29 protein-coding genes and 1 tRNA gene are annotated in these 21,881 nt (G+C 60.4%); 25 read left to right on the forward strand and 5 right to left on the reverse strand.

Translation table 11 applies throughout. From position 1 onward, the window contains the following. Positions 1–84: 84 nt before the first annotated feature. The 8 genes from Q3Y53_RS10715 (at position 85) to Q3Y53_RS10750 (ending at position 5,977) form a co-directional block, all read left to right on the forward strand. Complete coding sequence (locus Q3Y53_RS10715) at positions 85–1,176, forward strand: 30S ribosomal protein S1 (protein WP_226425850.1); 1,092 nt, start codon at positions 85–87, stop codon at positions 1,174–1,176. 5 nt (positions 1,177–1,181) lie between these two features. Beyond that, positions 1,182–1,955, forward strand: coding sequence for an HAD family hydrolase (locus Q3Y53_RS10720; RefSeq protein ID WP_303535842.1), 774 nt, complete (start codon positions 1,182–1,184; stop codon positions 1,953–1,955). A 23-nt stretch (positions 1,956–1,978) separates the two neighbouring features. Then, positions 1,979–3,214 carry a methionine adenosyltransferase gene (gene metK / locus Q3Y53_RS10725; protein WP_303535844.1) on the forward strand — a complete coding sequence of 412 codons (1,236 nt, stop codon included), beginning with the start codon at positions 1,979–1,981 and terminating at the stop codon, positions 3,212–3,214. 4 nt (positions 3,215–3,218) lie between these two features. Continuing rightward, positions 3,219–4,457, forward strand: coding sequence for an FGGY-family carbohydrate kinase (locus Q3Y53_RS10730; protein ID WP_303535846.1), 1,239 nt, complete (start codon positions 3,219–3,221; stop codon positions 4,455–4,457). Positions 4,458–4,637: 180 nt separating this feature from the next. After that, positions 4,638–4,913 (forward strand): DUF2470 domain-containing protein, encoded by a 276-nt coding sequence (locus tag Q3Y53_RS10735; RefSeq protein ID WP_303535847.1) that lies wholly within the window; start codon positions 4,638–4,640, stop codon positions 4,911–4,913. Between the two features lie 54 nt (positions 4,914–4,967). After that, positions 4,968–5,612 carry a ComF family protein gene (locus tag Q3Y53_RS10740; protein WP_303535849.1) on the forward strand — a complete coding sequence of 215 codons (645 nt, stop codon included), beginning with the start codon at positions 4,968–4,970 and terminating at the stop codon, positions 5,610–5,612. Between the two features lie 30 nt (positions 5,613–5,642). Then, a tRNA-Phe gene (locus Q3Y53_RS10745) sits at positions 5,643–5,715 on the forward strand. Positions 5,716–5,737: 22 nt separating this feature from the next. Beyond that, the gene (locus Q3Y53_RS10750) at positions 5,738–5,977 is read left to right on the forward strand and encodes a hypothetical protein (RefSeq protein WP_303535851.1); all 240 of its coding nucleotides are present in this window, start codon (positions 5,738–5,740) and stop codon (positions 5,975–5,977) included. On the opposite strand, the gene Q3Y53_RS10755 is transcribed toward Q3Y53_RS10750, so the two are convergent. Then, entirely contained in the window at positions 5,978–6,406 is a 429-nt protein-coding gene (locus tag Q3Y53_RS10755) for a hypothetical protein (RefSeq protein WP_303535853.1), read from the reverse strand. Positions 6,407–6,525: 119 nt separating this feature from the next. Here Q3Y53_RS10755 and Q3Y53_RS10760 point away from each other — a divergent pair, with 119 nt between their 5' ends. From Q3Y53_RS10760 to Q3Y53_RS10815, 12 genes are all read left to right on the forward strand, one after another. Beyond that, positions 6,526–7,182 carry a TVP38/TMEM64 family protein gene (locus Q3Y53_RS10760; protein WP_226425842.1) on the forward strand — a complete coding sequence of 219 codons (657 nt, stop codon included), beginning with the start codon at positions 6,526–6,528 and terminating at the stop codon, positions 7,180–7,182. Between the two features lie 110 nt (positions 7,183–7,292). Continuing rightward, on the forward strand, positions 7,293–7,718 hold the full coding sequence (locus Q3Y53_RS10765; RefSeq protein WP_303535855.1) for a hypothetical protein: 426 nt from the start codon (positions 7,293–7,295) through the stop codon (positions 7,716–7,718). After that, a complete protein-coding gene (locus Q3Y53_RS10770; protein ID WP_303535857.1) occupies positions 7,715–8,290 on the forward strand; it encodes a phycobilisome polypeptide in 576 nt (191 codons plus the stop codon). Before Q3Y53_RS10765 ends, Q3Y53_RS10770 begins: the two co-directional genes overlap by 4 nt. Before the next feature lie 72 nt (positions 8,291–8,362). Continuing rightward, on the forward strand, positions 8,363–9,121 hold the full coding sequence (locus tag Q3Y53_RS10775; protein WP_303535860.1) for a phycobilisome rod-core linker polypeptide: 759 nt from the start codon (positions 8,363–8,365) through the stop codon (positions 9,119–9,121). 32 nt (positions 9,122–9,153) lie between these two features. After that, a complete protein-coding gene (locus Q3Y53_RS10780; protein ID WP_226425867.1) occupies positions 9,154–9,822 on the forward strand; it encodes a pentapeptide repeat-containing protein in 669 nt (222 codons plus the stop codon). A 150-nt stretch (positions 9,823–9,972) separates the two neighbouring features. Beyond that, entirely contained in the window at positions 9,973–10,857 is an 885-nt protein-coding gene (locus tag Q3Y53_RS10785; RefSeq protein WP_226425838.1) for a phycobilisome linker polypeptide, read from the forward strand. Positions 10,858–10,972: 115 nt separating this feature from the next. After that, on the forward strand, positions 10,973–12,619 hold the full coding sequence (locus Q3Y53_RS10790) for a phycobilisome rod-core linker polypeptide (protein ID WP_303535864.1): 1,647 nt from the start codon (positions 10,973–10,975) through the stop codon (positions 12,617–12,619). A gap of 102 nt (positions 12,620–12,721) precedes the next feature. Beyond that, entirely contained in the window at positions 12,722–13,453 is a 732-nt protein-coding gene (locus tag Q3Y53_RS10795) for a phycobilisome rod-core linker polypeptide (protein WP_303535867.1), read from the forward strand. Between the two features lie 121 nt (positions 13,454–13,574). Further along, positions 13,575–13,745 carry a hypothetical protein gene (locus Q3Y53_RS10800; RefSeq protein WP_303535869.1) on the forward strand — a complete coding sequence of 57 codons (171 nt, stop codon included), beginning with the start codon at positions 13,575–13,577 and terminating at the stop codon, positions 13,743–13,745. After that, the gene (locus tag Q3Y53_RS10805; protein WP_303535870.1) at positions 13,742–14,278 is read left to right on the forward strand and encodes a phycobiliprotein lyase; all 537 of its coding nucleotides are present in this window, start codon (positions 13,742–13,744) and stop codon (positions 14,276–14,278) included. Before Q3Y53_RS10800 ends, Q3Y53_RS10805 begins: the two co-directional genes overlap by 4 nt. A 10-nt stretch (positions 14,279–14,288) precedes the next feature. Continuing rightward, positions 14,289–14,903, forward strand: a complete 615-nt coding sequence (locus tag Q3Y53_RS10810) for a chromophore lyase CpcT/CpeT (protein ID WP_303535872.1) — start codon at positions 14,289–14,291, stop codon at positions 14,901–14,903. A gap of 28 nt (positions 14,904–14,931) precedes the next feature. Next, positions 14,932–15,240, forward strand: coding sequence for a CpeR family transcriptional regulator (locus Q3Y53_RS10815; protein WP_226425832.1), 309 nt, complete (start codon positions 14,932–14,934; stop codon positions 15,238–15,240). A 5-nt stretch (positions 15,241–15,245) separates the two neighbouring features. Here the strand turns inward: Q3Y53_RS10815 and Q3Y53_RS10820 are convergent, their stop codons facing one another. Next, a complete protein-coding gene (locus Q3Y53_RS10820; RefSeq protein ID WP_303535876.1) occupies positions 15,246–15,833 on the reverse strand; it encodes a Nif11-like leader peptide family natural product precursor in 588 nt (195 codons plus the stop codon). Between the two features lie 2 nt (positions 15,834–15,835). Continuing rightward, positions 15,836–16,141 (reverse strand): hypothetical protein, encoded by a 306-nt coding sequence (locus Q3Y53_RS10825; protein ID WP_303535878.1) that lies wholly within the window; start codon positions 16,139–16,141, stop codon positions 15,836–15,838. Between the two features lie 75 nt (positions 16,142–16,216). Here Q3Y53_RS10825 and Q3Y53_RS10830 point away from each other — a divergent pair, with 75 nt between their 5' ends. From Q3Y53_RS10830 to mpeA, 3 genes are all read left to right on the forward strand, one after another. Next, a complete protein-coding gene (locus tag Q3Y53_RS10830; RefSeq protein ID WP_303535880.1) occupies positions 16,217–17,410 on the forward strand; it encodes a HEAT repeat domain-containing protein in 1,194 nt (397 codons plus the stop codon). 151 nt (positions 17,411–17,561) lie between these two features. Further along, on the forward strand, positions 17,562–18,107 hold the full coding sequence (locus Q3Y53_RS10835; protein ID WP_186541845.1) for a bleomycin hydrolase: 546 nt from the start codon (positions 17,562–17,564) through the stop codon (positions 18,105–18,107). A gap of 39 nt (positions 18,108–18,146) precedes the next feature. Then, positions 18,147–18,644: a class 2 C-phycoerythrin subunit alpha gene (gene mpeA, locus Q3Y53_RS10840; protein ID WP_043695066.1), complete on the forward strand. Its 498-nt coding sequence runs from the start codon at positions 18,147–18,149 to the stop codon at positions 18,642–18,644. A 68-nt stretch (positions 18,645–18,712) separates the two neighbouring features. Here mpeA and Q3Y53_RS10845 read toward each other — a convergent pair whose 3' ends face one another. Further along, the gene (locus tag Q3Y53_RS10845) at positions 18,713–20,011 is read right to left on the reverse strand and encodes a HEAT repeat domain-containing protein (protein WP_303535895.1); all 1,299 of its coding nucleotides are present in this window, start codon (positions 20,009–20,011) and stop codon (positions 18,713–18,715) included. A 137-nt stretch (positions 20,012–20,148) separates the two neighbouring features. Here Q3Y53_RS10845 and Q3Y53_RS10850 point away from each other — a divergent pair, with 137 nt between their 5' ends. Next, the gene (locus Q3Y53_RS10850; RefSeq protein WP_226425827.1) at positions 20,149–20,421 is read left to right on the forward strand and encodes a hypothetical protein; all 273 of its coding nucleotides are present in this window, start codon (positions 20,149–20,151) and stop codon (positions 20,419–20,421) included. Between the two features lie 2 nt (positions 20,422–20,423). Here the strand turns inward: Q3Y53_RS10850 and Q3Y53_RS10855 are convergent, their stop codons facing one another. Continuing rightward, entirely contained in the window at positions 20,424–20,858 is a 435-nt protein-coding gene (locus Q3Y53_RS10855) for a DUF2656 family protein (protein ID WP_303535899.1), read from the reverse strand. A gap of 82 nt (positions 20,859–20,940) precedes the next feature. Between Q3Y53_RS10855 and Q3Y53_RS10860 the strand changes: the two genes are divergently transcribed. Further along, entirely contained in the window at positions 20,941–21,825 is an 885-nt protein-coding gene (locus tag Q3Y53_RS10860) for a HEAT repeat domain-containing protein (RefSeq protein WP_303535901.1), read from the forward strand. Positions 21,826–21,881 lie beyond the last annotated feature (56 nt).

Genomic DNA, 21,881 nt, shown 5'->3' on the forward strand with positions numbered 1-21,881 from the left:
AGTCAGTAATTCTCCGTGAAACGTCGGCGGGCGTTCCATGTGATTTTCTCGAACTACCCACCTGAGGTAGACCGCCAGCCCCCCATGTCTGCGACTCCGACAGAAGAACAGATCCAGGATCAAGTTCAGGACGCGAACGCCACAGAAGCCTCTGTAGAAACCGCCGCCGCTGAACAGGCGTTTGAGGGTGAGGACCTGAGCATTCCTGAAGACGTCCCCACCGCGGATGATCCAAGCAGCCGCGCTGCCAGCCGCAACCTGGACGACGCCGGATTCACCCTGGATGAGTTCGCGGCTCTCCTCAGCAAGTACGACTACAACTTCAAGCCTGGCGACATCGTTAACGGCACGGTCTTCGCCCTGGAATCGAAGGGCGCCATGATCGACATCGGCGCCAAGACGGCTGCCTTCATGCCTCTGCAAGAGGTGTCGATCAACCGGGTCGAGGGTCTGAGCGACGTGCTTGCCCCCGGCGAGATCCGTGAGTTCTTCATCATGAGTGAGGAGAACGAGGATGGTCAGCTGGCGCTGTCGATCCGTCGGATCGAATACCAGCGGGCATGGGAGCGGGTCCGCCAGCTCCAGAAGGAAGACGCCACCATCTACTCCGAGGTGTTCGCCACCAACCGTGGTGGTGCCCTGGTGCGCGTGGAAGGTCTGCGGGGCTTCATCCCCGGATCCCACATCAGCACCCGCAAGCCGAAGGAAGAACTGGTTGCCGACTTCCTGCCTCTGAAATTCCTCGAGGTGGACGAAGAGCGCAACCGCCTGGTTCTCAGCCATCGCCGCGCCCTGGTGGAGCGGAAGATGAATCGCCTGGAAGTGGGCGAAGTTGTGGTGGGTACCGTCCGCGGCATCAAGCCCTACGGCGCCTTCATCGACATCGGTGGTGTCAGCGGTCTGCTGCACATTTCCGAGATCAGTCACGAGCACATCGAGACCCCCCACTCGGTGCTGAACGTGAATGATCAGATGAAAGTGATGATCATCGATCTAGATGCCGAGCGCGGCCGGATTTCCCTTTCCACGAAGGCTCTTGAGCCCGAACCCGGCGACATGCTCACCGACCCCCAGAAGGTGTTCGAGAAGGCCGAGGAAATGGCAGCTCGCTACAAGCAGATGCTGATGGAGCAGGCCGAAGAGGGCGAAGATCCGATCAACTCCATGATGATCTGAGCCTGATGGCCCAACTGCTGCTGAAGGGACATCCCATCGGCAATTTCCAAGGGGTGCTGTTCGATAAGGACGGCACCCTTTCCCATAGCGAGCCGCATCTGCTGGCCTTGGCAGACGCACGCATCAACAAAGCCATCGAGATTGCGCGGGAACAAGCCCCTGCGCTGCAGGCCTCTGAACTAAGAGAAACCCTGCGCAGAGCGACCGGTGTTCATAACGGCATGCTCGATCCGGGCGGAACCCTGGCGGTTGCCTCACGGCAAGACAACATCGCCTCGACCGCAACGGTGTTGTGTCTACTGGGCTGTTCATGGCCCCAGGCCCTGGCCCTGGCCCATGCCTGCTTCGACGCAGTTGATCAGGACGGCCTGATCGACACAACCCCAAGCCCGTTGATCAACGGTGCAGGACAGCTGCTGCGGGATCTGCACGAGCAGGGTGTGACCGCTGCTGTGATCAGCAACGACACCCGATCCGGCATTGAAGACTTCCTGACCCACCATCAGCTCAGCGCAGGCGTTGCCGGCATCTGGAGTGCTGACGACCATCCGCGCAAACCCGATCCACAAGCCGTCCTGGAGCTGTGCGACAGGCTTGGCCTGCCACCCCAACGATGTGCCTTGGTTGGTGATGCGGAGACCGACCTTCAGATGGCCCTGGAGGCCGGCATCGGCGGCGTGATCGGATTCACCGGTGGCTGGAGTCGTCCGCCGGAACTGCCATCAGCACAACATCTGCTCCACGGCTGGGACGACCTCGCCCTCAGGACAGCCACGTAAAGTCGCGCCATCTGGAGCGCCGAATGAGCCGTTACGTCTTTACGTCCGAGTCCGTCACGGAAGGGCATCCCGACAAGATCTGCGACCAGGTGAGCGACGCCGTTCTCGATGCTCTGCTTGCCCAGGATCCCGCCAGCCGCGTGGCCTGCGAGACCGTGGTGAACACCGGCCTCTGCATGATCACCGGTGAGGTGACCTCCAAAGCGCAGGTGGATTTCATCCACCTGGTGCGCAATGTGATCAAGGAGATCGGTTACAGCGGCGCCCGGGCCGGAGGCTTCGATGCCAACAGCTGTGCGGTGCTGGTGGCTCTCGACCAGCAGTCCCCCGACATCGCCCAGGGCGTTAACGAGGCCGACGACCACGCCGGTGATCCTTTGGATCTAGTGGGTGCCGGCGACCAAGGAATCATGTTCGGCTACGCCTGCAACGAGACGCCCGAGCTGATGCCGTTGCCGATCAGCCTGGCCCACCGGCTGTCGCGCCGACTGGCCGAAGTGCGCCACAACGGAACCCTGGGTTACCTGCTTCCCGATGGCAAAACCCAGGTGAGCGTCGTCTATGAAAACGACAAGCCCGTCTCGATCGACACGATCCTGATCTCCACCCAACACACCGCGGAAGTGGATGGGATGAGTGATGAGCAGGGCATCCGCGAGCGCATCACCGAAGACCTCTGGAGCCATGTGGTGGTGCCGGCGACTGCCGATCTGGCCCTCAAGCCCTCCCGCGAGGCCACCAAGTATCTGGTGAACCCAACCGGCAAGTTCGTGGTGGGCGGCCCCCAGGGCGATGCGGGCCTCACCGGCCGCAAGATCATTGTGGACACCTATGGCGGCTATGCCCGCCACGGCGGTGGTGCCTTCTCCGGCAAGGACCCCACCAAGGTGGACCGCTCGGCCGCCTATGCAGCGCGCTACGTGGCCAAGTGCCTCGTGGCCGCAGGGCTCGCCGAACGGGCTGAAGTGCAGCTGAGCTACGCCATCGGCGTGGCCAAGCCCGTGTCGATCCTGGTGGAATCCTTCGGCACCAGCGCACTGGCCAACGATGCCCTCACCGCCCTAGTGCAGGAGCACTTCGATCTGCGCCCCGGCGCCATCATCGAGACCTTCGGTTTGCGCAACCTGCCCCAGCAACGAGGTGGCCGTTTCTATCAGGACACTGCCGCTTACGGCCATTTCGGACGCAATGACCTCAACGCACCCTGGGAAGACGTGACAGCGAAAAGCCAGGAGCTGAAGCAGGTCGCCGCGGCCTGAGGCCATGACGGATTCGCCGCTGGTGCTCGGAATCGACCTGGGCACCAGCGGAATCCGCACAGCCGTTGTGGCCGGCAATGGCGTGCTGCTCGACAGCAGATCCCAGGCCTACGGCGGAGACTTCTCCAACTCCAACAGCTGGCGCGAAGGCTGTGGGGCTCTGATCAAGGCAATCCCAGCCCAACTGCGATCCCAGCTGAGGGCGCTCGCCGTGGATGGCACCTCCGGCACGCTGCTGGCTTGTGATCGCGATGGTCGCCCACTGGGGGAGGCACTGCCCTATTCCCAGAGCTGCCCTGAGATGGAGTCAGCCCTTCAGCCTCTGGTGGATCCCAGGAGCCCGGCCGCCAGCTGCAGCGGCAGCCTGGCCAGGGCCTTGCAACTCCTCCAGCGCCATGGAGAGAAGGTCCTGCTGCGGCATCAGGCGGACTGGATAAGCGGATGGCTGCTGAACGATTGGCGCTGGGGGGAAGAAGGCAACAACCTGCGGCTGGGTTGGGAACTGATCACCAACAGCTGGCCAGCCCGCTTTGCCGAACAGCCCTGGCGGCAGGCACTGCCCGAGATCTGTCCCAGCGGCAGCATTCTCGGGACGATCGCGCCGGAGAGGGCCGAGGCCTTGGGCCTGGCGGACGATCTGATCATCGTGGCCGGAACCACCGATTCCAATGCCGCCGTACTCGCCGCCGATCCCGGTCCAGGGGATGGGATCACCGTGCTGGGGACCACGCTTGTGATGAAGTGCTTCACCGAGACGCCCCTGCAAGCCCCTGGCGTCACCAGCCATCGCGTGGGTGGACGCTGGCTCTGTGGAGGCGCCTCCAATGCAGGGGCTGGGGTGCTGCGGCGTTTCTACAGCGACGACCAGCTCAGCGAACTGAGCCGCCAGATCAACCCGGATACCGACAGCGGACTCCGCCTGCGGCCGCTGCCCGCCCCGGGGGAACGTTTCCCTGTGGATGATCCAGAGCTGCTGCCGGTGCTGGAGCCACGCCCGGTGAGTGATGCCCTCTACCTGCATGGATTGCTCGAAGGCCTCGCCGAGATCGAAGCGCAGGGTTGGCAACGCCTGAACGAGCTGGGGGCTTCCAGTCCCCGGCGGATCATCAGCATCGGCGGTGGAGCGCGCAATCCCCAATGGAGACGGCTGCGAGAACGGCGTCTTGGCTGCCCTGTAACGAGTTGCCAATCACCCCCCGCTGCAGGGGTGGCGCGACTGGCCCAACAGGCCCTGGTCGGGTGAGAATTCCGGCATCACGCCCAACCCCCATGCCCACCAATCTCCGCGATGTTCTGGCCATTGGCCTTTTCGTCGTGCTGGCCGGGTATGTGGGCTTCAGTGGTATCCGCCTGGGTCTTTTGTTGATCGAACGAATCGCTTGAGACGATCACTGCAAAGATTGCATTCAACCGTTTAATCCCGATGCCTGCAGACCCCCTCACTGATGCCGTCAGCACACGGATCTGCAAACACATGAACGACGACCATGCCGAGGCGGTGCTCGCCTACGCCAAGCACTATGGCGGCGTCAGCAATCCCGCTTCAGCACGCATGGTGTCTGTGAAAGCGGAAACCATGGAACTGGAGGTGGATGGCGCGAGCGTCAGCATCGCCTTCGATCACACCCTTACCGACAGCGAAGACGCCCACCGCACCTTGGTGGCCATGCTGCGGGCGATGCCCAAAGAAGGAGCCTGATCTCGGACCGATTCGGCCCAGCAGTGGAACCCTCGTCGCAACGATCGACCTGCTGTGCATCGCGCGCTCCTGGCCTTTGCCCAAACACTGCTGATCGAGCCCCGCTGCCCGATCTGTGATGGACCCTGGGACAGCCCACTGCCGCCGACGGCTCCCTGCAGCACGTGCCTCGACAGACTGGCTCTCCCTCTGAAGGGGCTCAAGGGCTTGCTGCCATTGCCTTGGAGCGCCCTCGGGCCTTACGCAGGCCCGCTGCGCAAGCTGCTGCTCCAGGTGCGTCAGCCGCGCCAAGGCAAAGCGCTTGCGGCCTTGGTTCAGCTGCTATCGGAGCGTTTACCCCTGCCTGCAACAGCAGTGCTGGTGCCGATTCCAAGCTGGAAGCGGCAACGATCCAACCCCCTGCCGCAGCAGATCGCCCTGGGCTTGGGCCGACCGACGGCAGCCCTGCTGCGCCGCACTCGTGCAGGGCTGAGCCAACACCATCTCAACAAAACCCAATGCCAGACCAACCTGATTGGTGCGTTCCAAGCCAGCCCCCTCAACAAACAAAGAGCCCTCAGCTCGGTCTGGCTCGTGGACGACATCCTCACAACCGGGTCCACCGCATTGGCTGCCCGTCAGGCCCTTGAAGAGGCTGGTCATCGCGTGGCTGGATTGATCTGCCTGGGACGAACACCCGCCAGAGAGCGCAGACGGTGATTTAAGATTCCTGAGTCGCTTCTGCGGCGCGCCGGGATAGCTCAGTTGGTAGAGCAGGCGACTGAAAATCGCCGTGTCCCCAGTTCAAATCTGGGTCCTGGCATCACATCGATGCCAAAACTGCCGTGTCATTCATCTCTCCAGATGCAGGCACAGATCGCGTTTTCGATAACGCAGACAGCTTCGCCATGGTGTTTGACCGCACCTGGAAGCAACTGCGAGGCAACAGCAAGCCTGAGCTCAGCCAGGAGGAGCATCTCGAAGCCGTGCTCGAGGCGATGGCCGATCACCCCTTTCTGATCAGTTCCCCCGACATGGCACGCCAGGTGGCCGCTTTCCGGATTCGGCTGCTGGAGCTGGCCTGATCAGGCGGAGAGCAGATCGATCTGGGGATCATCCACATATTCCGTGTCATCGCTGAGAGACTCGTCACTGAAGGTCTCGTCCTCGACGCGGTCGTCGTCCATCTCCATCTCAGGGGCTGCTGAGATCTCTTGATCATCCGCTGCTGAAGCATCCTCAGCATGGGAATCAGCATGGAGCGCCACGACCTCGCCTGGGGTCAGACGGTCCCGAAGCATCCGCACCTTCTCTTCGCTGGCCAGGAGCAGTTCACCGGCGTCATCACTGACCGCCGCGATTTCTGCATCCACCAGCTGCTGGCCCTCAATGTCGGCCAACCGCATTTCCAGTTCCATCAAACGATCCGCCAGCGTTTCCACCACTTCGCTGAGGCTGAGCAGATGGGTGCACAGCTGTTGCTCGAACGCGGTGCGCGGGGAGGTGGTAGTCACCGGGCTGGCCTCGTGTTGAGAAATTTCGTTGATGGTATCGATGCTGAGCTTCGTGTCCACGGCCCTGGGAAAAACCACGACTGGCCTACATTCCCGAGGGCTTTCGAGCGATTGAAGAGATGTCCAGGCTGAAGACAGGGCTGAAGGTCAGCGCCTGGGTCGCCATCTTCATTGTTGCCGTCGTTTATTTGCAGCGATACGGCATTGCACCGCTGCAGAGTGCCGTGAATGACATGGGCATCTGGGCCCCACTCGGCCTGTTCCTGCTGCGGGGAGTGAGCATCATCCTGCCGGCGTTGCCGAGTTCGGTGTATTCCCTGCTGGCCGGCTCGCTGCTGGGCTTCAAAGCGGGATATCTCACGATCATCCTGTCGGACCTGGTGTTCTGCAGTGCGGCCTTCTTCATCGCCCGCCGCTGGGGACGCGAACCGGTGAGCCGTCTGGTGGGGGCCAGCGCAATGAAACGCATCGATGGCTTCAGCAAGAACCAGCTGGAAGGCAACTTCTTTTTGATGACTGGCCTGCTGATGACCGGGCTGTTTGATTTCCTCAGCTATGCCATCGGGATCAGCCGCACCCACTGGCGTCTCTTTGCTCCAGCCCTACTGATCAGCGTGCTGATCAGCGATTCAATCCTCGTGGCTGTCGGCGCAGGTGCCGCTCAAGGCGCCAGCCTCACCCTGGGAGTGGCACTGCTCGCCATGTTTGCTCTAGCCACCATCACAGGTCTGCTGAAAAAAAAATCCTCAGAGGTGCCCACCGACAACCACTCCTGACAGGATCCTTCGTGGGATGACAGCAGATCCATGTCGATTCCCACGAACCGCTGACTGGGCCGAGGAAATTCCTGGACACTGGTTACATTCGAGTTGATCGGCGTTTCTTGATGAGCGCACTAGCAGATCCGAGAATTGCGGTCCTGCAGAACCAGGCCGGCAGCAGCGGTGAGCTGGATTTACCGGTGGGAGACGGCTGTTTTCGGATCAACCTCCGTGACGAAAACATCTCGCTCTGGCAAGAGACATTTGATCAACACACCACGGCGGCCAATCTTCTGCTGGCTTGCGAAGAAAGCAATGGGGATCTGAAGGACACCCGCCTGACCTGGGTGGTTGGATCTGCCATCCGCACAGCGACCGCCTCCAGCCCAGATGCCGTCGGCCTGCTGTTGTCGCAATTGGGCATACCGGCAGACCTCACTGAAGCAGCCATCACCCGCTGCCCTGGGCTGGGGGACGACCTTGTCTGGGCTTTTTACCTGGAACGCCACGGCTGGCTGATCGCCACACCGGTGGCCAGCATCACACCTTGAATCTTCAAAACACCGACTTCAAGACCCTGGTGCAGACCGCACAGGTTCAAGGACTGAGCCTCAACAAAGATTTGCCGCAACCAACGCGCAGCATTCTTGAGCGTGCTGATCAAGCCCAACGGCAGCTCACGACCGATGAGCTGGCCACGATCTGCCAGGTCTCCGGCATGGATGAATCGCTCCCCGGCAGCCTGATCCATCGGTCGGATCAACTGGTGAACCAAGCTCGGGAACATCTGCTTAAAACCCAGCCGCATCTGGTTCAACCGGGCGGGGCTCTTCACCCGCAGGAGCGGGCAGAGGCCTGCTGGCGCGACTGCTGGAACTTTCTACGCGTGATCACCTACGCGGTGGCCTGCAACCACAGCTGCTTTACAAACCCGAGTGGTATGGCCGCCCTGCGGGAGCTGTACAAGCGAATGAGCGTGCCCATCGAGGGGATGAACATCGCCCTCTTCCAGCTCAAAGCTCTTGCCCTGGAGGAGGTCTCGCGATCGAACGACCGGCAGCTAATCCAAGACTGCTTCCAGCACCTGCAGGACGAACTCAACAAATCTGCAGTTAAGAGCTGATAAGAGGCTTGCCTGAAAACGGCTTGTTCAAGGGAAGATTTCCACCAAGTATTTCTACTCACGGCTCACGCCATGGCCATCCCGCTCCTTGGGTACCCGCTCAGCACGCAGAACGGTCGGGTGAGCAATCTCGCCGGCGACAACAGCACCGTTCAAAGCCAGCTCTATCCCTCCTCCGCTTCAGGGGACGACACGACCCGCAGCGACATGGATGCCGTGATCGAACAGGCCTACCGCCAGGTCTTCTTCCATGCGATGCGCAGTGATCGCGACCCGTTCCTGGAATCACAACTCCGCAGCGGCAACATCACGGTGCGGGATTTCATGCGTGGCCTGCTGCTGTCGGAACGCTTCCAGCAGGGCTACTACCAGTGCAGCTCGAATTACCGGATGGTGGATCAGGTGGTGGGACGCGTCCTCGGCCGGCCGACCCATGGCGACGCCGAACGCCGGACCTGGTCGATCGTGATCGGCGAAAAGGGTTTCACAGCCTTTGTGGATGCTGTGCTCGATAGTCCTGAATACATGGAGAGCTTCGGCTACGACCTGGTTCCTCAGCAACGTTCACGCGTTCTGCCGGGTCGATCCCTTGGTGAGACCCCGATCTACCAGCAATTCCCGCGCTATGGCGCCGACTGGCGCGACTCACTGCAGGATCGCGCTCCCAGCGAGCAGGCCGCTCAGATGCAGCAGCTTGAGATGTCGTCGGCCTGGGTCAATGGCCAACCTCCCGCTTTCGCCCTCAAGCTCTGGCTGGGCCTGGCGGTTGTCGGCGGATTCGAGCTGGGCCGTGTGCTCCTTACCATCGCCTTCTCGATGCTTCGCAGCTGATTTCCTTGACGGCGCTCTCCAACCCCCTGAATCTGGACACTTGGCAGCCTCCGGAACAGACCCTGGCCTCAGGGTCCCGGGATGGCGGAGTTGATGCCCGGGGCGCCGACTGGAGTGGTGTGACTGTTGAAGGCGGCGACCTGCGGGGCGCCAATCTCTGTCGCGTTGATCTCAGGGGGACCGACCTCTCCAGCTGTCAGCTAGAGGGAGCCGACCTGCGCCTGGCCCGCTACGACGCGAGCACCCGTGTGCCCGATGGGTTTGATCTGTTCAGCAGCGGAGCCGTTGGCCCCAAAGCAAAGCTGAGTGGCGTGTTCTTGAACAGCACCGACCTACGCGGCATGGATCTTCGCGGCGCCGTGCTGATGGGGGCCTATCTCAGCGGAGCTGATCTGAGTGGCGCCCTGCTGGACAACGTTCGCCTGGTGGGATCGGATCTTCGCCACGCGATCCTGCGCGGCGCCATGTGCCGTGGGACCCGCTTTGGCACGTGTCAACTGGATTTCGCCGACTTTCGCGGCGCCCACCTCTCCGAGGCAGGCCTGGACAGCGCGGAATCGATTAAAGGAGCCGATTTCTCTCTCACCACAGGGCTGAACGAGCAGCGTGATGCGCTCTTGGCCCGCCCCTTCGAAGAACTCGACTGCTGGAACCCGCTGACGCGGAGCACGACCCGCGACAGCCTCGAATCCCTGTCATGACAAGCATTACACCGATCCGCCACCGGGACACCGGGAGCAGAATCGTCATGTCACGCAACATTCGGACACATTTGATTGAGCTTTATAAAGAACCCGCTCCAGGCCACCACTTCTGAATGACCATGGCGTGACGAACACGTCAGCTTGTCCATGCCATTCGGTCCTGCCTCTCTTCTCGGGGTCGAGCGTTTCTCGCAAGAGAGCGAAGCTCCTCTTGAACTCATTCCTGGTGATGACGACGCCAAGAAGGAACAAATCATCCGCGCCGTCTACAAGCAGGTGCTGGGCAATGCTTATGTGATGGAGAGCGAGCGGCAGCTCGTCGCTGAGTCCCAGTTCAAGCTTGGCGAAATCAGCGTGAGAGAGCTGGTGCGCCGCATCGCCAAGAGCGAGCTCTACCGCGATCGCTTCTTCGACGCCTGCTCCCGCTACCGCTACATCGAGCTGGCCTTCCGCCATCTGCTGGGACGCGCCCCCGTCGACTTCAACGAGATGCGCGCCCACGCCGAGCGGCTCGACAGCCACGGCTACGAAGCCGACATCGACAGCTTCTTGGATTGCGCCGACTACCAAGACACGTTCGGCGAATGGACCGTTCCCTTCCAGCGGGGCTGGAAGACCGAATCCTGCACCACCCTGCAGGAGTTCACCTGGAGCTTCCAACTCCTGCGGGGCAACAGCAGCAGCAGCCTGAAAGGCGATCTTTCCGGCATCAGCAGCAAGCTCGGTGGCAACGCCTACCAGAACCGTCCGATGGCGGTTGTTCCCCCCTCCTCCACCGAAGCCACCGGCTGGAGCTTCCGTCCCTCCAAGAACCTGCAGGACGCCCCCACCCGCCATGGTGTGGGTGCCGGCGAACAAGGCAAGACCTACCGGGTGGAAGTCACCGGTTACAGCGCTAACAACGTGCGCCGGATCTCCCGCTACACCCGCTCCAACCGGGTGTACTTCGTGCCCTTCGACAAGCTCTCTGAGCAGTTCAAGCGCATCCATGCCGAAGGAGGCAAGATCGCCAGCATCACGCCCGTGAACTGACGCTGCTTCCTGTTCAGCAGGCGGCTCCCAGGGCGTTCGCGCATGACGCCAGCACACCGCCTCTGAATTCGAACTCTTTCCGCAACACCTTTCCTCCCCTCACCTCCCCCCTCCCATGTCTGCCTCACAAGGCTTCGGCGCCGCTTCCCTCAACGATGCTCCCGTCTCCTTCAGCCGGACCCGCAACGCAGCGGCTAAAGCGGCCCTGAGCAACGGCGAATTCCTTCGCCAATCCTGCGCTTCGATGAAGATCGCCATTGGGCCCCGCAATCATGAGGATTGCCCCCATGGCGTGACCGCTCAGCGCTATGCACCGGACGACTCCGCAGCCCTGGCCACAGCCATCAGTGCTGCCTACCGCCAGGTGTTTGGCAACGCCCATGTGATGGACAACGAGCGTTCCGCTGAGCTGGAAGCCCGTTACGGCAATGGCGAGCTGACCACACGCGATTTTGTTCGCGGTCTAGCCAAAACCTCCTTCTACAAAGCACGCTTTTTCGAGGCTGTTGCGCCTCAGCGCGGCATCGAACTGAACCTCAAGCACCTGCTGGGCCGGCCGCCCGTTGATCACGCTGAGATGTCGGCGCACATTGCATTGCTGGCGAGCGGTGGCCACGATGCCGTGATCGATTTCATCGTCGATGGAGCTGAATACGCCGAAGTATTTGGTGACGACGTGGTGCCTTACACCCGCTCCTTCACGTCCGCCGCTGGAATCCCCAACAACAGCTTCGCCCGCATGGCGACGCTCGAACGCGGCTTCGCCATTAGCGACAGCGCCATCGGCAGCCGCAGCCAGCTGGCCAATGCTTTGGCACGCAACACCACGGCCTACATCCAGCTGCCCTCCGGAGCCAGCTTCACCGGCGGAGCTCAATCCAGCGGCCTCGGCACCACAGCCCAATTCGCTTCCAAGAAGCGCGCCAGCAGCGATGGTGGAGATTCCACCCCGATCCGCAACGACGCCTACGTCGGTTTCGGCCTGGGACAGCGGGAACAGGAAGTGTTCCAACGCTGCCCGGGAGACACTGCCGATCAGATCAATGGTCTGATTCGTGCCACCTACCGCCAAGTGATGGGCAACCCTCATCTGATGGAGTCGGAACGGGCGATGTCGGCTGAAAGCCGTTACGCCGAGGGCTATCTGAGCACCAGAGAATTGGTGCGCGCCATCGCTCTCTCCCCCGAGTACAGCCGCCGTTTCTTTGAAACGAATGCCCCTTACCGCTTCGTTGAGCTCAACTTCAAGCACTTCCTGGGCCGGGCACCCAAGTCTCAGGCGGAACTGAGTGAGCACATCCAGATCCTGGCCAACGACGGCTACGAAGCTGAGATCAACAGCTACCTCGATAGCGCTGAGTACCAGAACACCTTCGGTGAAGACACGGTGCCCTACATGCGCATCCTCAGCGAACAAGGCCGAGCTCAGGTGGCCTTCAACCGCCACCTCTCGCTGGCCGAAGGCTTCGCAGCCAGCGATGCCGTCCTCAACAGCGCATCCCTGGTCACCTCCGTGGCCACCAACTCCGTCCCCAGTGGCTGGAGAACCACCACGACCCGGACCAACCGGAACGGTGCTGTGGCCGGATCTCCTGCCGCCACCACGAAGCGCTTCCGCATCGTGGTTCAGGCTCAGCCGCGCGGCGGACGCCAGCGCACACCGAATGCGAGTTACCTCGTCTCCGGTAAGGACATGAGCAGCCAGATGAAGTACATCCACGCCCGCGGCGGCCGGATCGTCTCCATCACCGAAGTGATGTGATCGCGCGGGTCATCACGACCCGCTTCACACCACCCCTTCCCTCAAGGGGCCCATCACCCTCACTCCGGTGCCGGCCCCTTTCGACGCACCTCCCCTCAAACCATGACCACTGCCACCCTGGCCACACCCGCAAACCAAGATCGCAGCCACGCTGAAGACATCATTCGTGCCGTGTACCGGCAGGTCTTCGGCAATCGCCACCTGATGGAGCTGGACGTTCAGCCCTCCATCGAAGCTCTCTTCATCAACGGCGACCTCACTGTTCAGGGTCTGGTCACAGCACTGGCTCAGTCGGAAAGCTACCGGCGGCTGTTCCTTGAGACGAACAACCCCTACCGCTTTGTTGAACTCAACTTCAAGCACCTGCTGGGTCGTCCTCCCCGGGATCAGGCTGAAATCAGTGAGCACGTGCGTCGCCTGGCCGACGAAGGTTTCGAAGCCGAAATCGCTAGCTACACCTACAGCGACGAGTATCTGAACAACTTCGGGATCGACAGCGTTCCCTACGCGCGCACCCAAACGAGCGTGGACGGCGAAAGCACCGTGGCCTACCAGCGCAACCAGGCCATGGATCCTGGCTTCGCTGGCTTCGATGCCAATCAAGGCTCCGTGCTGCAGGTGAGCCTGGCCTCCAATACGAATCCCTCGGCAGCTGGCACCAGAAAAGTGGTTGGCGGCGGCAACCGCTTCACGGTCCTGTGGACGTCCCGCGTTCAACTGGGTACCGTTCGTCGCTCCGCCCAGCGATCAGTGGTGAGCTACTCCTCTCTGTCCCGGACCATTCAGAGCATCCAGGCTCAGGGCGGGAACATTCTTTCTATTGCGAACGCTTAATCCTTGTGCTGATCCGGCCCTTGCGGCCGGATCAGTCCGTCATGATTGGTACCTGAAACGTTTGGACCCAATCGGTGAATCCAGGGAGATTTCGTCTCCTGAAACCGCCAGCTTTTGAATCATGCCCATCCTTCGTCAACCCACCAACAACCAGCCGGGATCGAATCAGGGCTTTCAGTCTTCTGTGTCCTCCGTTCCTGTTGCCATGTCGATGATGATCGACTCCATGGTGAACATGGTGCAGAACAGCCGACCTGATCTGAAGGCTGAGACCGACTCCGGCACCAAATGAACATCGAGCAATTTGTTGCTCAAAGCGAGGGAACGTGGCGATCGATGCGATCCGGCCACTCCCTCGCTTTTCAGCAATTTGAAGAAGTCCTCAGTGAAGTGCAAATATCACGGATTGACGCTTCCGATAAAGAGATCAACGACTTAATTCAATCGTCGAGCCTGAGTGAAGGATCAGAGGTTTCGGCACCCTTTCGAATGACCTGGGCTGCCGAAAGTGATTGGGAACCTGATGATCCCAATGAGGTGTCATCCGGTTCATGCCTGATTGTGCCCATTCCAAGCGATGACAGCAAAGGAGTTCTGCTCCGGAGTGTTGGCTATGCAGAAGCAGCACCAGCGGAATCAAGCTACAGCTTTCTCAACGACGGAACATTTCTGCTCACCACGCAATACGAGCAATCGATCGCCGAAGAGCGCATCTGGTTTGTCTCGGAGCATGTTCGCTGCCGCTCCTCCGTGCTGCGCACTTCGGCTGGATCAGGAGTGTTGCAAACATCCTTCGCCTCTGAAGTGCGGCGCCTGAGCAGCTGATCCCACGCCAATGTCAGACAACAACGAGGCTCTGCTCCTCTTCGCCAAGACGCTCGCAGGGCACTACAGCAATCTCCAACAGTCTCAGGAAAATCCCAAGGATTTCGCTCACATCAATATCTTTTTTCGCCCGCTTCCCTGGGATGTTCTGAAAGCACCTGGATTTTATTCAGAACAAAGTTATGACCATGATCCTTGGCGGCCCTACCGCCAAGGCATTCATCGTTTGCTTCCCGCCAAGGGTGATGTCTTTATCGTTGAAAACTACGGATTCGCTGATCCCATCCGGCTGGCGGGTGCAGGCCAACGCCCTGAACTCCTCAACAGCCTCAAGCCTGAGTCCCTGAAACCACGTTGTGGCTGTGGGATGCACTTCCGCGAGGTTGAATCCGGTCGATACCTTGGTGAAGTTGAGCCCGGCAAGAACTGCATGGTTCCCCGTGATGGCAGGCTGACGTATTTGGTCAGCGAAGTGGATGTCAACGCCACAGACTGGATCAGTCGCGATCGGGGCTTTGACCCCGACACGGATGAGCAGCGCTGGGGCTCCGAACACGGGCCGCTGCGGTTCAAACGTGTGGCTCACCTCGGGAACGAGCTGGACCAGACCTGGCTCCAGTGGTGAGCGACCTCCTCGTCTGAGCGGCTAGACGATGTCTGCAATCGACGCCGAGAAACAACTGAAAACCTGGATCAGATCGCAGCATCTGATTTGCGAAGGAACCGATTTCATCTTTGAAACGGTGGATCAAACCCACCTCGAAAAATTCGAGCGTTGCATTGAAGCCATCGGTGGACGCGTGCGGAAAATCGCTGCTGCAGGCAACTGGCCGATGGGGCCAAGGCGCACCTTCAAAATCCTTCGCGCCACAGCAGCAGTTCCCCGACCGGGGGGCGAGTCACTGGTGACCTATTGGGCCAAACGCGGCACCACACGCACCCGCTATGCAGAGATCAGCTGAAGCGATTAATCATCAAACCAGCCAAACCAGGTGGGTTTGCTGAAGTCAGACACCTGGCTCCAACTCCGCAACAGCGTGAGCGAATCAATGGCAAAACCTTGGGCTTGGGCCAAGCCAATCACCTCGTCTTGGTTCCGTGCTGATTTCACTTGATCCTTCAGATCAGGCCGCGTTTTCACGAGCTGGATGAACGACGCCAACGCCGCATCTTTCTCTGCATCCGTCAGGGTGGGTGCAGGGGCACTGGCCGGCTGAGCAACGGACTCATTCCGGGCCACTGCAAAATCTGCGGAGCCAAGCATTCCCTCCGCTTCTGCACCATCCATCAACAGCGCACGCCAGCGGGACAATTGACGAAAGGCCCAACTCCAATGGGCTGGATCGGCCCGGTGAACAGAGGCCAGATCGGCATCGGAAGTCTGCAACCAATCCATGGCCAGATATCTTCCCCATTCCGCCAAGGTGATGGCGTAGCCGCGGATGTTGGCGTAGGCAACGATGTCGTAATGGGAGCCAAGCGTTTTGATTCCCGTCGCTAGCCCATGATCATCAGCAATCGCTTGTATGAAACGCTCAAGTTCTGTGTTGGCCATCATCAACATTCCTGAATCCAGAGGGCAAAGTTCACTTTTTCACAGATCATCTGCAACACCAAAGGACCACCCGGGCACTGGAGAATTCGCCAGGGAACTTTTGATTCTGTTAACCCCGAATCCACTAGAATCTTGGGAGAACGCGTCGCTTGTTCAAGGGGGATAAGAGAAGCAGACAAGGGGCTTTCAGCCTGCTTCAACAACGCATTGAGATCATCAAGCGTGGCAATTTGATTCAACGCCGATCCGGATTGATGCACTTCAATAAATCGTCGGATTTCTTGAGCTGCGCTTTCGGCAACGGCCATTCGGCTTAAGCTTTGGCTGGGATGGATCATAGGCCAAATGAACCATCCTCAGGTTTTTCAAATTCTTGATAGGCAATGAGCGAACGCTTCGACACTCTTTTCGCAGGAATGAGTGAGGAGACGGCGATGGAAACGTTGCTCAAGCCACCGGCCGAGCTCAAGAATCCTGGCCTTAAATATCTCGCTGCGACCCGTCTTGGGGCCTGCCAGTCCCCCGAGTCCCTTCAGAAACTCCTCACAGCAGGCGCTAACGACTCCGACGACCTCTACGAACGCATCACCCGGCGCAAAGCCCTCGAAGCCCTGGGCCGACGCAAAGACCGGTCGGCTCTTCCCGTGCTTCTTGCCGCCTTGCAGGCCGATGACGAACCCACCGTCGTCAATGCGGCTGATGCCATCGCCCGGCTGGGTACACCTATTAATAAGGAGGGGCAAGCAGAATTACTCCACGCCCTGGAAGGCCCCGACAATCAACGCCGGGCGGTGCTTCAGGCCTTCTGCCGGCTGGGCATGCACGATGCCAGCGGCCAGATCGATCGTTGCCGCAATGACATCAATCCCCTCGTGGCAGGGGCGGCCCATGCCTACGCCGTTCGGGTGCTAGGTGACCCGCAAGGCCTTCAACCCCTCGTGGAGCAGCTCCGAGATGACAATGCCGGACGACGACGGGCCGCCGTGATCGATCTGGGAGATGCGGGCCGAATCGAAGCCCTGGCGGAGTTGATTCGCTGCCCCGTGTCCATGCCCCTGCGCGCCAAGAGTGCGTTTCAGATGGCCACCAGCCAAGCTGGCGCCATTGATCCTGATGCGTCAGATCTGCTGAAGGAGCTGCTTCAGGACGATCCCAGACGGCTGAACCTGGACGGGATTCCCGAAACCGCTGCCGAACCCGAAGTGATTAAGGAGGGACTGCAGCATCGGGACGAAGCCCGCCAGTACGCCGCCGCCAAAGCCTTGATGACCTTGCCCAGATCAGCCCAACTGGATCAGATCGATGCATTGCGGTCCAGCCTCGGAAGCGACTACGGCGTCCACTACCTGCTGGCGAGCTGCACCGGGCTGCTGAAGCTGCATGAGCGCAGCGACCTGGTTCGTGAGGCTCTAGCGGAAACAGCACCGCAATATGCGAAGTCTCGCATTGCTGGCGCCTGGAGCTGCCTGCGGCTTGGGCTACGGGATCAAACAACACTCTTAGAGGAGGTCGGCCGCAGCCATCCCTGGCAGCCGCTGCAGTGGAGCTGCCGTGAAGTGGCAAGCCTGCTTGCCTAAATCAAAGTCATTTCGCATTTTTGTTTTTCTTTCTTTTTACAGTGCAAATTTGTATTGAGAAGCCTGAAGCAATTACCCCCATGGCTTTGTGAGCGGCGTACGGTCCCGGGGTGATGCATCGCATCTACCCCCCTCTCCTTAGCATTTGATTATGCTCGACGCATTCTCTAGGCAGGCTGTTTCCGCTGATTCCAGCGGCAGCTTCATCGGTGGCGCTCAGCTGAACGACCTGAAGGCATTCATCGCCGCAGGCAACAAGCGTTTGGACGCCGTGAACGCCATCACCGCCAACGCTTCCTGCGTGGTGTCCGACTCCGTTGCAGGCATCTGCTGCGAAAACACCGGCCTGACCGCTCCCAACGGTGGTGTGTACACCAACCGCAAGATGGCTGCTTGCCTGCGTGATGCTGAGATCATCATGCGCTACGTCTCCTACGCCCTGCTGGCTGGTGACGCTTCTGTGCTGCAGGACCGCTGCCTGAACGGTCTGCGCGAGACCTATGCCGCTCTGGGCGTTCCTTCCGGTTCCGCTTCCCGCGCTGTGGCCATCATGAAGGCCTCCGCCTGTGCGCACATCACCAACACCAACAACACCACTGGTGAGAAGCGCAAGATGCCTGTGACCGACGGCGACTGCAACGCACTCTCCGCTGAGGCTGCTTCCTACTTCGACATGGTGATCAGCGCCATCAGCTGAAGCGCCTGAGATTTTCAAGCACAACCTTCTTTTAAATCAATGAAGTCCGTTCTTACCACCGTCATCGGCGCCGCAGACAGCGGCTCCCGTTTCCCCACCAGCTCCGACCTGGAGTCTGTGCAGGGTTCCCTGCAGCGTGCAGCCGCCCGTCTCGAGGCTGCTGAGAAAATCGCTCAGAACTACGACGCCATCGCTCAGCGCGCTGTCGACGCCGTCTACACCCAGTACCCCAACGGTGCCACCGGCCGTCAGCCCCGCCAGTGCGCCACCGAAGGCAAGGAGAAGTGCAAGCGCGACTTCGTCCACTACCTGCGTCTGATCAACTACTCCCTGGTTGTTGGCGGCACCGGCCCTCTGGACGAACTGGCCATCAACGGTCAGCGTGAGGTCTACAAGGCCCTCAGCATCGACCCCGGCACCTACGTTGCTGGTTTCACCCAAATGCGTAACGACGGCTGCGCTCCTCGCGACCTGAGCCCCCAGGCTCTGACCGAGTACAACGCCGCTCTGGACTACGTGATCAACTCCCTCGCCTGATTCTCAGCCGAGAGATTCGATTCGAATTCCACTTCAGGGGGCGGTTCATCCGCCCCCTTTTTTTATGCTCATCCAGCTGCAGCATTGCAAGCGGCACGGGCACGCATCGCCACGAAGGGCTCAGGATCATCGAAGGCTGAGGCCAGCTGGGCGGGAGACGCCACCATCGCAGCGGCATAGCGGGCTTCCCAGAACGGCGTCACTTGGGGATCAAGCCAGGACGCAACCGTTGTGCCTGGATCCTTCACAAGCTTCAAACCGGCCATGGCCAACACTGCGGCCGGCTTGGATTTCATGAATTGTGGCCGGCGTGTGGTGATGGCCTCCGCAAGGATGGCTTCGATCATGCCAAGGGTCTTGTCAGGCCAGGGCCCGATCCTTGAAAACAGCCGGATGAAAAAGTAATGAGCCCCATAGTCGTTGTGGGCTTCGGCATGCCAGCGCTGCTCCAGACGTGGCCAGAGCTGCTCCGCTGCATGGTCCTGCAAGGTCTGCAGCGCCAGATAACTGCGACTGAAATCCGTGCCGAAAAATTCCTGAATCAGGAAATCCGCTGTGGGCGGCTGGTCGTAGGCATGCACCAGCTCCAAGGCTTCCGGCCGATCGACGATCAAGGCATCAAGCACCTCGAGCAGTTCCAGGCCATCGCTCTCTCGCTGACCGTCAGGCCAGAGCGCACGCAACGCCCGCATCCGAAACACCGGCGACACAGGTGCACGCAGAATCTGAGGCAACAGCTCCGTTGCCCCTGCATTGATCGCATCCTGAATCGCCGACTGGCGATCCATCTGATTCGGCAACAGCGTCTGCTCGCCCAGAACAGAGAGCTGGTCACGGCTGCCGCCAAGACGGATGCTTGCACTAATGGCCGCGCCGCGGACCCCGGGTTGATCCGACGTCTGGAAGCTCGCAATCAACGGCTCGGCTTCGGAGACATTTAGCGCGGCAAGGCTCTGAATCAACACCCGTCGGTTCTGGGCTGGATCAGACAACAGCTGCCGCAACGACTGATGAACGGCGGCGTCTTGGCAGTTCAGCTGTTGAAGCGCAAAAGCGGCATTTTCAACGAGATAGGGATCGTCGCTGTTGAGGCAATTGGCGATGGCAGCCATGGCCTCCTGGCAGCCCAGCCGTCCCAGCACTTCCACAGCCTTCCGCCGCGCCAATTTGCGTGGTTGCGCTTGATCCGCATCCATCACCAAGGCGATCAACGCCGTTTCCGTTTCGCGGCCAGGGAAATTGATCAGATGGGCCGCCGCCATGTAGGGATCACTCTGTGACTCCAGCTCGGCCAGAGGAGCACTCAGCAGGCGTATCGCATCGCCTTGGGACAGCCCCGGATGGATGTTGTCAAAAGCTCCGGTCAAGTCAGCACGCTCTTGGGGCATCAATTCTGCAGGACCCCTCCTGCGGGAGAGCGTGGATCTGCTCTCGTAAGGAAGATTGCGAAAGGCTCGAAAATCTCAGCAGCTACGGCATCTTCAACACAGTCACATCGTCTGCCATGGGACCCACCCTCGCCACATCAATTGCTGTACGAACAGGGATTGAGCCCGGATCGCGCCCTTGGACGGCACGCTCGGTGCGAGTGCCGTTTGCGCAGCTCTGCCGCAGCATGCAGTCCATTCACAACCGTGGACTCGCGATTGATTCGGTTGCCTTCACCTATGGCTCCGGTGAAGCCAGCGCACCAGCACCCGTTGCAACCGCCGCCGACGCCCCCAAGGTTGAAGCCAAGAAGCCAGCCAGACGCGCCGGACGTCGCAAGCGCGGCTGAATTCAAAGCGGGTGATCGATCACCTGGAAGATGCCATCAGCCGGTCGTCCGGCGGTGAGTCCACTCCAGTTGATCACCTGCAAAAACCCGTCTGGATCGCGGGTTTCCACCACATCCACACCCCAGCCGCCCTGCTGAAGCGGGGCCCCTGGGATGCCCTCGGAATCCTTGCGACCACCAAGAGCCATCACGGCATGGTCGGTGGAGTGCCCCTGATTAGCGCGGATCTTTCGCCAGGCCTGACTGATCTCTTCAGCCAAATCGCCAGGAGTCGCCGTGGACTCGAGGCTGATCTTCCAATGCGGGTGGCTGAGTGCTTCGGCCGATGTCACCGAATCGCAATGCTCGGCCAACGCCTTGGCCAAGGCATCAAAGGCGAATGGAGGCACCGCAGAATCCTGGATCTGCAGGTTGTGGGAAAGGACGAATCGGGTCACAACAAACAGTGCAGTCTGGTGACCTTAGCGATGGGAGAAACGGATAATGAATGGCTGCTTCAGCCTTGCCGTGACCGAATCGATGTCTCCCGTAAGCAGCCCTGAAACGATTCAGCTGAGCGAAGAGGAAGCCGATCAACTGGCTCAGGAGCTGAAGCAACAACTGCGTCAGGGTGAGCGTCTCGCTGGTGACACCCAGGCGATCGAGCGCATGGTGGCCGGCCTAGGGGACCGACGTGGACTGCTGCGCCTCACCTTCGCCGAAAGCCTCGGCACCGTTGGCGGTGCTGCCGTTCCAGCCCTTTGCACAGCAATGTGCGACCACGAGAACGTGACGGTTCGCCGCGCAGCCGCCAAAACGCTGACGTTGATTTCTGATCAGCGCGCCCTTCCATTTCTGCTGAAGGCCCTGCTCAACGATGCTGATCCGGTCGTCCAGGGATCGGCCGTCGGCGCCATGGCAGCCATTGGCCCAGCTGCCGTCGACGGATTGCTCGACATCCTGGTTGACCCTGGCAGCACCCCCATGCAGACAGGCCTGGCCAGCTGGGGCCTGGCCTTCGTCGGCGCAAGGGCCCCGGAGGCCTTGCGCAAGGCGGCCCAATCACCCCATGCCCAGATCCGCACAGCAGCCATCGCCGCCCTCGGGGATCAAATCCAGAACCTGGGTGATGGGGATGCCCGTCAGCTACTCACCAATGCGCTTCAGGATCCGGATGAAGACGTGCGCGCTGAAGCAACAACCCTGATGGGCAAGCTCAACGAAAGCGAATGGGCGACCCCACTACTGCTGCCGAACCTGCGGGACGAAGCAGCACTCGTTCGCAAAAATGCTGCGTTGTCGCTGATGAAACTGGAGGACCCTTCCGTGATCGGACAACTCCAGGAGTGCATGGAGACGGAAAGCGACCCGTCAGTCGCTGTGGTGCTCAAGCTTGCTGTGAATCAGCTCAGTAGAGACGACTAACCACAGACAGTTGTGTCGTTCACGTAATGTCACAAACGTGGTGTTCGCGTCGAGCA

The organism is Synechococcus sp. YX-04-1 (assembly GCF_030546365.1).
GTDB lineage: Bacteria > Cyanobacteriota > Cyanobacteriia > PCC-6307 > Cyanobiaceae > Parasynechococcus.

Bases quoted from the DNA above. Each gene is read 5' to 3' on its own strand.
- Q3Y53_RS10825 (WP_303535878.1), bottom strand. From the start codon at position 16,141: ATGGCCGTTGCCGAAAGCGCAGCTCAAGAAATCCGACGATTTATTGAA.
- Q3Y53_RS10800 (WP_303535869.1), top strand. From the start codon at position 13,575: ATGCCCATCCTTCGTCAACCCACCAACAACCAGCCGGGATCGAATCAG.
- Q3Y53_RS10715 (WP_226425850.1), top strand. From the start codon at position 85: ATGTCTGCGACTCCGACAGAAGAACAGATCCAGGATCAAGTTCAGGAC.
- Q3Y53_RS10720 (WP_303535842.1), top strand. From the start codon at position 1,182: ATGGCCCAACTGCTGCTGAAGGGACATCCCATCGGCAATTTCCAAGGG.
- Q3Y53_RS10835 (WP_186541845.1), top strand. From the start codon at position 17,562: ATGCTCGACGCATTCTCTAGGCAGGCTGTTTCCGCTGATTCCAGCGGC.
- Q3Y53_RS10820 (WP_303535876.1), bottom strand. From the start codon at position 15,833: ATGGCCAACACAGAACTTGAGCGTTTCATACAAGCGATTGCTGATGAT.
- mpeA (WP_043695066.1), top strand. From the start codon at position 18,147: ATGAAGTCCGTTCTTACCACCGTCATCGGCGCCGCAGACAGCGGCTCC.
- Q3Y53_RS10795 (WP_303535867.1), top strand. From the start codon at position 12,722: ATGACCACTGCCACCCTGGCCACACCCGCAAACCAAGATCGCAGCCAC.
- metK (WP_303535844.1), top strand. From the start codon at position 1,979: ATGAGCCGTTACGTCTTTACGTCCGAGTCCGTCACGGAAGGGCATCCC.
- Q3Y53_RS10730 (WP_303535846.1), top strand. From the start codon at position 3,219: ATGACGGATTCGCCGCTGGTGCTCGGAATCGACCTGGGCACCAGCGGA.
- Q3Y53_RS10810 (WP_303535872.1), top strand. From the start codon at position 14,289: ATGTCAGACAACAACGAGGCTCTGCTCCTCTTCGCCAAGACGCTCGCA.
- Q3Y53_RS10775 (WP_303535860.1), top strand. From the start codon at position 8,363: ATGGCCATCCCGCTCCTTGGGTACCCGCTCAGCACGCAGAACGGTCGG.
- Q3Y53_RS10785 (WP_226425838.1), top strand. From the start codon at position 9,973: ATGCCATTCGGTCCTGCCTCTCTTCTCGGGGTCGAGCGTTTCTCGCAA.
- Q3Y53_RS10815 (WP_226425832.1), top strand. From the start codon at position 14,932: ATGTCTGCAATCGACGCCGAGAAACAACTGAAAACCTGGATCAGATCG.
- Q3Y53_RS10850 (WP_226425827.1), top strand. From the start codon at position 20,149: ATGGGACCCACCCTCGCCACATCAATTGCTGTACGAACAGGGATTGAG.
- Q3Y53_RS10760 (WP_226425842.1), top strand. From the start codon at position 6,526: ATGTCCAGGCTGAAGACAGGGCTGAAGGTCAGCGCCTGGGTCGCCATC.
- Q3Y53_RS10805 (WP_303535870.1), top strand. From the start codon at position 13,742: ATGAACATCGAGCAATTTGTTGCTCAAAGCGAGGGAACGTGGCGATCG.
- Q3Y53_RS10830 (WP_303535880.1), top strand. From the start codon at position 16,217: ATGAGCGAACGCTTCGACACTCTTTTCGCAGGAATGAGTGAGGAGACG.
- Q3Y53_RS10790 (WP_303535864.1), top strand. From the start codon at position 10,973: ATGTCTGCCTCACAAGGCTTCGGCGCCGCTTCCCTCAACGATGCTCCC.
- Q3Y53_RS10735 (WP_303535847.1), top strand. From the start codon at position 4,638: ATGCCTGCAGACCCCCTCACTGATGCCGTCAGCACACGGATCTGCAAA.
- Q3Y53_RS10765 (WP_303535855.1), top strand. From the start codon at position 7,293: ATGAGCGCACTAGCAGATCCGAGAATTGCGGTCCTGCAGAACCAGGCC.
- Q3Y53_RS10860 (WP_303535901.1), top strand. From the start codon at position 20,941: ATGTCTCCCGTAAGCAGCCCTGAAACGATTCAGCTGAGCGAAGAGGAA.